At 59.8% G+C, this 11,059-nt stretch carries 8 protein-coding genes and 1 pseudogene; all 9 read right to left on the reverse strand.

What is annotated here, in order from left to right:
- Positions 1–2,013: filamentous hemagglutinin N-terminal domain-containing protein (locus tag PSV43_RS24530; RefSeq protein WP_300203923.1), on the reverse strand; the 2,013-nt coding region annotated here is incomplete at its 3' end.
- 7 nt (positions 2,014–2,020) lie between these two features.
- Complete coding sequence (locus tag PSV43_RS24535; protein ID WP_300203926.1) at positions 2,021–2,905, reverse strand: peptidylprolyl isomerase; 885 nt, start codon at positions 2,903–2,905, stop codon at positions 2,021–2,023.
- Between the two features lie 63 nt (positions 2,906–2,968).
- Entirely contained in the window at positions 2,969–3,658 is a 690-nt protein-coding gene (locus tag PSV43_RS24540) for a hypothetical protein (RefSeq protein WP_300203929.1), read from the reverse strand.
- 2 nt (positions 3,659–3,660) lie between these two features.
- On the reverse strand, positions 3,661–5,586 hold the full coding sequence (locus PSV43_RS24545; RefSeq protein WP_300203931.1) for a putative porin: 1,926 nt from the start codon (positions 5,584–5,586) through the stop codon (positions 3,661–3,663).
- 26 nt (positions 5,587–5,612) lie between these two features.
- Complete coding sequence (locus tag PSV43_RS24550; protein WP_300203934.1) at positions 5,613–6,317, reverse strand: TonB C-terminal domain-containing protein; 705 nt, start codon at positions 6,315–6,317, stop codon at positions 5,613–5,615.
- Positions 6,318–6,331: 14 nt separating this feature from the next.
- Positions 6,332–6,733: a biopolymer transporter ExbD gene (locus tag PSV43_RS24555; protein ID WP_300203937.1), complete on the reverse strand. Its 402-nt coding sequence runs from the start codon at positions 6,731–6,733 to the stop codon at positions 6,332–6,334.
- A gap of 9 nt (positions 6,734–6,742) precedes the next feature.
- Positions 6,743–8,596: a DUF2341 domain-containing protein gene (locus tag PSV43_RS24560; protein WP_300203940.1), complete on the reverse strand. Its 1,854-nt coding sequence runs from the start codon at positions 8,594–8,596 to the stop codon at positions 6,743–6,745.
- A 32-nt stretch (positions 8,597–8,628) separates the two neighbouring features.
- Positions 8,629–10,284 (reverse strand): ShlB/FhaC/HecB family hemolysin secretion/activation protein, encoded by a 1,656-nt coding sequence (locus PSV43_RS24565; protein ID WP_300203942.1) that lies wholly within the window; start codon positions 10,282–10,284, stop codon positions 8,629–8,631.
- Positions 10,285–10,435: 151 nt separating this feature from the next.
- Positions 10,436–11,059 (reverse strand): annotated as a pseudogene (locus PSV43_RS24570) (hypothetical protein); the annotation flags it as partial.

Below are 11,059 nucleotides of genomic sequence, written 5' to 3' on the forward strand. Positions count from 1 at the left end.
TGATCCCGAAGTCGTTCCCCAGCGCGTGTCGGTGGTGGAAAAGATCGGATTGTAAACACTCTGATAAATGATGTCTGCACGCGCATCGGCAATATCGACCAAGTTGCCCTCATGCAGCAGCCGTGTGGTCTCCACCAGCCCACCGCCGAAGTCCTGATAGCCGCCGGACACATTGATCTCCGCACCGGTTTGCACGATCACGGATTCTCCCGCCATCATCGTCACCGTGCCGCCCGCGATGGTGAGCTGGCCCACGTTGCGCTCGATCACGCCGAGATAGCCCTGCAAACTCGCCAGCGGTGTGCCCACCCACTCGGTGCCATCGTCGCGGGTGCCATGTTCGCGCAAATCCACCGTGACGGACTGGCCGCGCAGGCTGCCGTTGCGCTGCAAGGCCGAGTCCGCCAACTCTGCGCCGCGCAGATCCACGGTGATGATGTATTCCGTGATGGATGTGGCGACTGCGGTGGAACCTGCCACATTGATCACCGCCCCCTGATCCACATACACCTGGCCGGAGGAGTGTGCGAAATCCAGATCTGTGATGCCCGCAGTGAGCACCAGATCCCAGACGCCCGCGCTGAGCGCCACATCCGCGTTCGGTGCCAGCACGACGGAGTTCATGCCGAGATGCACGCCCAAGCCCTGCATGTTGATTTGGGATTTCAGCGCCAGCTCAGTGCCGACAACTTTCAGCGCGCTCGCGTACTCCGGCAGAATCTGGATCACCGAACCCACGCCGGTGCTGACGATGCCGGTGGAGGTGCCAGACTGGTAGACAAACGGCTTGCCGAAAGAAGGGTCGGCGGCGTTGTAGTTGGTGTTGGGGATCGCGTTGAAGTTGGCCAGCAGATCCACACGTCCGTTCAGCGCGGCGTAGGTGGTGCTGTTGATGAAGCCGTTTTGATTCACCGTTTTGCCGGTGATGAGCACGCTGCCACGCGGAGCCTCGATAAGGCCGTCATTCGTGGCGGTGCCGCCGAACGTGCCGACACTGCCAACGTACACATCCAGCCCGCGCAGCGAGGGGTCATCCGTGCTATGAGCGTCAAATCCCACCTGCAGGCCAGCGGCGAGGATGGTCTGGCCGTCAGGCGTGCTGATGGTGCCTTCATTCTTCACCTGGGGGGCGATCAGCGCCACGCGGCCGCCCACGTTCGCGGCGGAGGTCGGTGCCGTAAGCCGTGCGCCAGCCTGCACGGAGACGGCGGCCTGCGCGTTCAGATCGCTGGTGGAAAACAGGAACTGTGAGTCGGGATTGTTCAGCAGACCGCGGGCGATGAGGTTTTCATTGATCGGCAGCGCTGAGGCCACCAGCGTGTGAGTGTTCACCACGCTAGCACCACCGAAGATGATGCCGTTTTGGTTGATCACATAGACTTGGCCCAGTGCCTCGATGGAGCCGAGAATCTGTGTCGGATTGCCTGTGGGATCGGTGATGCGGTTGAAGGCGATCCAGGTGCCGACATCCGCGCCACCAGCGCTCTGATCAAACCGTAGCGTGGTGTTCGCGCCAATGTTGAAGGTCTGCCATTCGAGCAGGGCCTGCTGCTGCGTCTGCTGGATGGTGACGATGGTGCGCGCGTTTTCGAGGGACTGCTGCGGCGCGTTCGCACCGACGGGCGAGCCGATGATCTGCAAACCGCCTGCGCCGAGGCCGTTCGGCACATCCGGCAGGGTCTGGCCGGGGAAATTGGGGTTCGCGCCGAGGTTGTTCATGCCGATGGCGGCGGCTCGCGCGGCCTCCTGCATGGCGGTCACGGCCTGCAGCGCCATCGTGTTGCGCGCCAGCATGTCCTGCGCGTTCGTGCGCGCTTGTGCCGTAGCGGCGGCGGTATTGATGGCGGCTGCATCTGCTGCCGACGCACCTGGAACGGTGGCAGCACCAGCCGCCGGCGCATTCATGCGGAGGATGTCGCCCGCCTGGGTGGACGGAGTTAAAATCAACAATAGCACCAGCGCGTGCGCGAGCAGCACATGGGCGGGTGAATGAGTGCGGACAAAGATCTTCATGCGGCAATTAAGGTTGGGGGGACGTGCCCTGGGCGGGGCTGGTTTGCAGCAGCTTAGACAGCGCGACCTCGTTCACAGACACAGGGTGATTGTGTAACAATTTCGACATATAAGCCTGCATGCTCTCCCGGGTCTTTTCGGCACGCAGCCGCTGAGCTAATTGCACGCGCACTTGGTCGAAAATCGGCGTGAACGACTCTCTCGCGTCCAGCACCTTGAGAATGTGCCAACCGTCCTTCAGCCGCACGGGTTCAGAAACGACGTTCAACTTCAAGCCGGGCAGTTGCGCGAGGATTTCGGGCTGGATTTGCGACTCTTTGAGCCAGCCGATCTCACCATCACGCGAAGCACTCTCTTTTTCCTCGCTCAACTCACGCGCGATCTGTCCGAATGAGGTTCCTGGCTGCTGTAGGCGGCGGCGGGCGGCGGCGAGTCGTGTTTTGGCCGTTTTGTCTGTGCCGTCTGGGTCGGCGATGTAAATCTGCGCCAGTCGGAAGGAGCGTGGCACGGTGAAACTGTCGCGACTGGCAGTGTAGGCGGTGCGCAGTTCGGCATCGCTCGGGAAATCCTCCGGCGGCTTGCAGATGTTCTTCAAATAGCTGTCGGTGAGCGCAGCTTCACGCGTGTTTTTGAGCAGCGGAATGACAACGGGGTTTTCATCCCAGTGCTGCTCAAGCGCTTCCTGCAAAATCACGCGCTGGATCAGAATCGAGCGCACGAGTTGGTTCAGTGCGGTGGCATCCCGCGCCAGTGCCTCTTTGTCCAAGGCACCCAGATGTCCCAATGCGTCTTTCATCTCCTGCTCGCGCAATTCGATGCCGCCGATGCTGCCGATGACGGTGTCGCCAGCGGCGAATGACGAGTGCAGAATGACGAATGAGGAAAATATCACGAAAGCCGGATGACAGGTCATACGGGGTTTGGTTTGATGCCCCGGGGAGTGGTTGTTCATGCGTTATCGTCCTGCCGGTGTCTGGACTCGTGCGGACTCTGCTTTTGAAACCGGTTTCTGCGGCGTCTCGTCAGGCTTGATCTTGCTGTCCACTAGCTTGTCGGCGTAGTCCTGCGTCAGCGTCTCCAGTTTCACGCGCATATTGCGGGTGAAGGGTTCACGCGCGGCGATGGCGGTGCCGAGGCCGAAGCCTTCATACTTGGAGAGCACCTCGTTGCCGATCTTGAACAGCTCGTCGTTTTTGCGCTGATGATCGGCCACCTTGCGGTCCAGCAGAATGACTCGGGCGGACAGTTCTGCGCGCTGTGCTTCGATTTTTTTGGCGGTGGCGGTCAGTTCCTGATGTCCTTGCTTCCATTTGGCCAGGGATTCCGCCAAGCGCGCTTGCTCGAGCTCCTGCGCCATGATTTTAGCCTTGAGTTCGGCGATGGTTTTGGCACCGGCGTCCTTCTGCTCGTTGCTGTCCTTTGCCAGTTTCTTGAAGCTGGTATCCTGGGTTTTGACTTTGGCCTCCAGTTCGACGTTGGCGGCTTCCAGAGTGGCCCGCGCGGCTTCGGTCTTCTGCTGCAGGATCATGACGGTGCGCAGTTGGTCGCGCATGCGTTTCATGACTGCCATGGCGGGGTCTGCTTCCTCGGCGGCAAACGCGGAGGCGGCACCAATGAGAAGAAGTAGTGTGGTGAGATATTTCATGGTTAAAATTTGGCGCTGAAGTCGATGAGGAAGACATCTGTCTGGAGGGCGGGACCGGCGATTTGGGTGGCGCTCATGTAGGCCATGCGCATCCAGGTGCGTTTGGAGATAGCCATGGCCGCGTTGAGGCTGTAGCCTTCCATGTTGGTGCCGCCGCCGCCGAAGACGGAATCGGTGAAGCCGTCGATGACCGCATCAGACTCCACATGGCGGTAGCCGAGGCCCACGGACCAGTCACCGCGCTTGTTAAAGGCGGGTATGGCTTTGCCGACATTTACGCCCATGTACCAGGCGGTGTCGCCACCATCAAAGGCACCTGCGCCGCCGCCCGTGCGGTTGTTGACGGCCACGGAATTGATCGCCGATTGGTTGAAGGCAAGGTTTTTGATGTACTCACCCAGCAGAGAGATCTGGACCGGCTCATAGTGATTGAAATCCAGCCGTCCATTCCAGGCGATCTGGCGGAACGGAGCGGCGAGGCCGAAGTACTGGAATTGATTCGTGGTGCCGAAGCCGTTGAGCGCGGTGGGGGTGATGTTGCGGATGGGACGGTAGGTGTTGCCTTTCTGCGCGAAGAGTGGACGCGTGTTATCAGTGCTGCCGGCATCGGTGTCGTTGAGTGGCACAAATGGGTCGGAGAGACGCCCCTCAATGTTTTTCCAGTCGTAGTAAGCCAGGCTGGTTTTGAGCTCAATGTCGTCGGTGATCTTGAACTCCACGCCAAACTGCGCGGCAAGCAGGTACTTGTTGTAGCTGGCCCCTTTGGTCGGGCTGTTAGAGGGAAAATTGAAGTCGCTGTTAAACACGGTGTATGCGCCTGCCGTGAGGAAGGTCTTGAAACCTGGCTGCCAGGTATTGACCATCTTGAAAGCGATACCATCGAGTCCGACGTCCTCGTCCCACATGATCTGGCTAGAGACCGTGTAGGGATTGTCAAAGCGTCCGAGCAGCAGGGTGAGCTTGGCATACTCGGAGGGGGCGGCTTCGTAGCGGATGAACGCGCGGTCCAGCCACAGTTCATATTTGGAAAAGTTGCCACCCTGGCCGTTGCTACCCGCGCTGGCGCTGCCTAGCGTTTGATTGGTCGAGACGGGCGAGTTGTTCGCACCGGTCGCCATGCGGATGCCGGCGGTGAAGCCGTCCTCAAGATCAATGTCATAAGCGAGGCGCATGCGCAGCCGGGTGCGCTCGCGATTTTTGTCCACGTTCAACTGTGGCGAGAATACTGGGCCGGAGACATCGAAGGGATGGCCGGTGTTGATGGTGTTGAAGTTGGGGAAGACGCCGGTGCTGTTGTTGTCATCGGCAAAGGTGAAGCGGTCATGCCGCATGCGGATGTCACCGGATAGACCGATGTGCTTCGTCCATTCCACTGCTTCATCTGGTGCGGCCCACTTTTGGTCGCGTGCTTGCGCGAAAACCTCGGTGCGCAACTGGTCGCGGATCTCTGCTTTAACAGATTCCGGGATGTAGGTGACACGCACCTCATCCGGGTCCGGCACCACGGGTGGCATGGTGTTTTGCGCCATCACGGCGGCTTGAGTTTCAGCAAGTGCCTCGGACTGCGCTTTGGCAAAGGCGGCGTCTTCCACCGCGCCTTGGATCAAATCAGCGGCCTCAGCTTGGCTGAGAACGCCTTTTTGCACGAGGCGGTTGATCAGATTGAGCGTCACGTTTTGTGATGGTGTAGGCTGAATGGCCTGAGGTGCCGCAGCATTCGGTGGCGGCAGTACGGGCGTAGTGGCCGGGTCGGCATCCACCGCAATGGGGGGGGGGACGGGTCCGGCCGCAGGAGGGGTGTTTTCCGCGAGCAGGGGGGCAGGTAACGTGGGTTCCTGCGCCTGGACGAGCACCGGTTGAGTGGCGGCGAGAAGAGAGGCGGTGAAACAGGCGAATTTTCGTCGCCAGACTTGGGAGTGATTAAGCATGAGGGGTGTTGCGCGGAAAAAGAGATTCAGTTTGGCTGGCGGGCGCTGAGTCGAAGATTGATGGGCATCGGCATGTCATCTGGCGGTGGCTCGTTGAGCACGAGTCCGTTGAGCACTTCGTTTTCGATGGCGCTGTCCACCGCGCGGTCTCCGGTGCTGCTGGAAAGCCGCACGCGGATGATACGGCCAGTGGAGTCAGACCAAATTTTCACGACATTGGAGAAGCCCGCACGGCGTGTAAGTGGATGTTTGCGCAGGGCCTCGGCGATGCGGGTCTGCACAGTGCCGGCATACCAGCCCCACTTGCTACCCCCATTGCCTTTGCCACCGCCGATCATGCCACGGTTGCCGCCGCCACTGCCGATCCCGAGGCCGCTGCCGTCGCCACCGGCAATCGCGGTGCCAAGGGGTTCGTCCTTTGGCTCGTCGGCCGGTTTGTCATCAGGCTTATCGGCGATCTCTTCGGGCGGCTGCTCGATCATCTGCTCCTCCTTCTCCTCCGGCGGCGGTGGCTCTTCTTTGGGTGGCGGTGGTGGTGGGGGAGGCGGTGGCGGGAGCACCGGCATGATCATGACCATGTCGAGTTTCTTCTTGGGCGCAGACTTGGATGGCTTGTAGTTTGTCAGCATGTAGCCACTGCCGCCGAGCGCGATGCCGCCGATGATCAGCATGACGAGGTTGCGCTTGAAAAAGCCTGGCTCGTTTTCGTCTTCAAAATCTGTGGGCTTCATGATTTTATGTGGGTTTATTTTTTAGCCTGGGTGGCTAGACCAACCTGCGTGATGCCGACACGGCCAACTGCGGTGAGCACGTCCATGATGGTCTGGTACTGCGTGGCGCTGTCACCGCGGATGATGACTGGCGCATCTGGGATGGCGGCCTTGATGGCTTCGAGTTTGGTGGACAACTCTTCGAGCGTGACGGCGGTGGCGTTGAGCTTGATGTTGCCCTGATTATCCACCGTGATGGCCTGCATCTTCGGCGCTTCGATCGGCTTGGAGGTGGAGGGGCCGCCTCGGGGTAGATTGACCTTCACGCCCTGCACACCAGCGGTTGTCATGATGATGAAGATCAGCAGCAAAACGAGGTAGAGATCCACCATCGGCGTGACGTTGATGTCGTCGTAGGATTGGTTGTCGGCCTGCATGGTGTGCGGTTATTCCTTGTAGTGTTCCGCCATCTTCGCGATGAACTCGTCGATGAAGGTCTCCATGTTGGAGACGACGTCCTTGATGCGGGAGCTGAGGTAGCTGTAAATAAACAGCGCCGGGATGGCGACGGCCAGACCGGCCACGGTGGCGAGCAAGGCACCAGCGATACCAGGCGCGATGGAGTTCACCTCGACCTCCCCGGTTTTCGCAATGACGGCAAAGGTGATCATCACGCCGATGACGGTGCCGAGCAGGCCTAGGTATGGGCCGCCAGCGATGCCGATGGTGAGGAAGACAAGCCTGCCATTGAGCTTCTGCACTTCGCGCACCATGCCGCCGTGCAGAGCTGCCTTGATAGCCTGGATGGAGCGACCGGAGAGACCAATCGTGACTTTCTTCTCCCTCGCGTCTAGCGTGACCTGGCGGACGGTTTTCATGCGGTGCCGGATCTCATCCGACCCCAAATGATAGAGCTGGTAGAGCGGTGACTCGCGCATGAGCTTCTGCATCTTGGAGCTGACACTGCCACCGATGTTTTTGACGCTGTCCGCGTCCTCGTGGTCAATGGCGGTGAGATCGGAGGAGATTTTTTCCCAGCGGTTCATGAACTCCTTGGAAGCCTTCTCGATTTTGTTGAGATACAAGATTTTGCCTGCGGCAATGAACCAGCCGACCACCGCCAGCAGGGCGCAGAGGAAAATCACGATCCAGCCGTCAATGGTGAGGTCTTTCGAGATGTCGGTGATGAGCGAAAGATGCTTTGCCATCTCGCTTTCTTCCTCATGATCAGAAGCCTCGTCCGCTCCGATGGTCAGGAGCTTGGCGGCATCGGCGCTGGTGCCTTGATTGGCGGCGGCGAAGTGGATAAAACCAGCGGGACGCGCGGTTTTGGCGATCTGCAGCTCGTCCAGCTCCCCGGTGAAACCACTGAAACTCGCGGCAGCGGGTGAGCTGTCCTTGTCGATCTCCACCGGCGTTTTCAAGGAAGGCAGTGCAGCGGAGAGTTCGCCGTAGGATTTGCCGTCGAGATAAACCGTGACCTTGCCCGCGTCTACGACGGCGGCCACATGCCGCCAGATGCCCGCCGTGATCGCTTCTCCAGCCGTGCTGCGCTGCTTATTGATCTCCACAAAGGGAATGCCGCTATCGAGGCCGAGGATGAAGCTGTTGGCACCATCACGGCGGCTGAGGATCACCGCGTTTGGTTGCAAGGCGCTGGGCTTGACCCAAACGGAGACGGTAAGCGGTGCTCCAGGTGCCCACTCGGGAAACGGCGGCGCTGGCACTGTGATGGCCGTCTGCCCGAAGACACGCAATCCGGCACCAATGAGAGAGCCTGCGGCCGGTGTCGGTGTTCCCCCGGCATTAGCTCCGGTGGGGGAGGAATCCGTTCCCGCTTTGGACGCGTCTGCAAAGTGATAGGCCAGCGTCGTGTTCTCATCATAGCTTTCCTTCGCAGGATCGACGGCGACCGCTTCTGTGGTATTGCCGTAATAGAGCCAGATGTCCGTGGCGCTGGCAGCTTTCAAATCAGGCATCTGCACCCAAACGTAGGCTTCGTTGAGCAGGGAATCCCACTTTTCGACGTGATGTTTGAGCACTGTCTTGTGATCACTGGCGAGGAAGCGCAGGTCACTGCCATCCTCCTTCGCTGACATGAAGCTGAGCACGCCTTCATGCAGACGCACGAGCACGGCGGTGGTGCCGATCGGCTCGCTAATGGCAAGACCTTTGCCAGAGGTGTCGATGGACACTTTTTTGCGGAGCGTCCACGCCGGGTTCCACCAGTTGGATTCAGCGGCAAAGGCCGTGCCAGTGAGCAGCAGTAGGGCGAGTAACTTGAGCAGAGGTTTGGTCATGTGGTGGTGAGGAGAGTTGGGAAAAAATGGGGTCAGAAATCCATGCCTACCCGGAAGGTGAAATAGACATCGTGCGCGATGGCGTTTGGTTGCGTGACCAGCGGGATGCCCAGGTCGAGCGAGCCGGTGAAATGATTCAAATAGCGGAAGCGGCTGCCGACGCCGATGCTGGCGAGATCATGGCTGCGCTTTTCCGCCGGTAAGGTGTTGTTGACGTAAAGCTTGCCGCCTTCGACGAAGGTGTACACGCGCCATTCGTTTTCCTTCTCCTTGGAGGAGCCAATGAAGGAGGGGCTACGTAGCTCCAGCGACCCAAACACGCCGGAGTCGCCGAGCTGCGTGGCGATAAGGTAGCCGCGCACTGTGTTTAGGCCGCCACCAGCGATCTGTTCCGTGTTGATGAGCGGTTGGGGAGCCGCCTGGCCCTGCACGCGGGCGTAGGCCTGGAAGCCACCGGGCAGGTCATGCGTGTGCGAAAGATCGCCACGGAAGTAGAAGAAATTATCCCTCGCATTGAAGCGCCGTGCGGCGAACTCGCTCTGCGAGCCGCCCATGCCGCTCAAATGGAAAGTCAGCGAGGCATTGAACTCCGTGTAGCTGTGGTCACGCACCTTGCTGGCGGTGTAAGCCAGCGAAAACGGGTAGTACTGCACGGGAGAAGCGATCACCGCGCCACCGGCGTTCACTTCCTGGACAAAGTTTTTGTAATCCATGCCGAAGCTCAGCGAATGGAAGAAGCCCTGCTCCGCCGGCAGTGTCTTCATGAGTCGCAGACCGACGATCTGGCCTTTGCCGATCACCGCACCGCCGCCCAGCGTGGAGATGTTGCTGTCCTGCACGGTACCAGTGAGCATCACGCTCAAGCTTTCCACACTCTGCAATGGTGCCAGATAGAAGGCGGAGTACACCGTGCCGTCGGAAGTTTTTTCCGGTGCGACCTGGAAGCTAAGGCCCAGCGTATGGCCGAGCTGCCAGAGATTGCTGTAGCTGATGGAGCCGTTCAGACGCAGGGGTGCCGTGTTGGCGTTGTACTGGTTGTTGAGTTCCAAGCTGCCATGCAGCGGCAGCTTGTCCTCGACATTGAGATCAATGTCCACCGTGCCTGGCACCACGCCCGCGCGCAGCTCTGGCGTGATCTTGCGGTCACGCCAGCGGTTCAGCGCGACGATGTCCTTGGTGATCTCGTTGAAGTTCGGCACCGCGCCCTCGGCCATGGAGGGGGCCTGCTCCTTGATCTTGCTGGGTAGGAAGTAACGTGAGCCTTTCACCCGCAGCCTGCCCACGGGAGCTTCGACTACCTCCAAAAAGATGAGTCCGCCACGGCCCGTCTGCTGCGGCACTTGCACATAGACGCTTTGGTAGCCTTTCGATTTGTAAATTTTCTCCAAGGCCTGCCGCGCCTGCTCGATGTCCTGCTCCGAGCGGCCCGGACCCATGAAGGGATACACGGCCTCCTCGACCTCCCTATTTTTCAGCAGATGGTTTCCGCGCACGCGGTATTCGCGGATGTAAATACTGCCTAGCTGTGACACGGCGGTCGGCGTGGCGGCGGCCGTTGCCGCATGGCAGCTTTCCGCAGGGTGCAAACCTGCCCAGCAGAGCAGTATGCCAAGCCAGCAGCGGAGATCATGAAGACCGCCGTGTGAGGCAAGCTGATGGAAGCTGTAGGAGGAACGGTGAAGCAGCATTTGCCGGAGTTGTTGAGCAGTCCTCTGTTGCTTCGCGGCAGGTTTCTCTCAAGCTGGTGGCGGTTACAAATGCGTCACAGTGGACGACACATTTTTGCAATTGCCTAGGGAGTGGACGTTATCGTGCAACGAATTCGCCACATTGCCGCGATCACGGCTGCGGGCGCATTGCTTCCAACTGGGTTCTGATGAACGCGTCACCGCCAAACAATGAGGAGAATTTTTCATCGCTGTCACGCCGTGCTTGGTTCCAGCGGAGTTGATAGGCTGGGCTGGCGGGATCTTGCGTCGTGTTTTGCAGCGCCGTAGCGAAATCACCACGCATCTGTTCGATCACTGCGGCGGTGGCTGGATTCAAATTGGCATCAGTGGTGGCGAGGGCCAGGACTCCTGGTTCGGCCTGCGAATTGGCGGCATTGCCGACGAGAAACGCCGCCGGTGTCTGCATGGCCGCATTCGCTGCCGGATTGGCGGCGGATTGACTGGCGGTGGTTGTTGTTGTCGTGACGGCAGCAGTGGCCGGTGATGCTGGTGTGGTGGTCGTGCCGAGCGTGGTGGCGAGAACCTGCGCCTGCTCGTCCTGCAATTGCTTGAGCGCGACCTGCCAGGCGCGCTGTTCGGTGGCGGATGCGTTAGCGTTTGCGCCGGGATGGTTGTGCGCGATTTCTGCCTGCTTGACTTGGTAGATTTCTCGCAGCTCACCGGTCACGATGTCATGAATTGTCGTCTCTGGGCAGCCGATGCCGCGCAGGTTGTTGACAAAGGTGGCGAAATT

This window comes from Prosthecobacter sp. (genome assembly GCF_029946185.1).
In the GTDB taxonomy this organism is placed as follows: Bacteria; Verrucomicrobiota; Verrucomicrobiia; order Verrucomicrobiales; family Verrucomicrobiaceae; genus Prosthecobacter.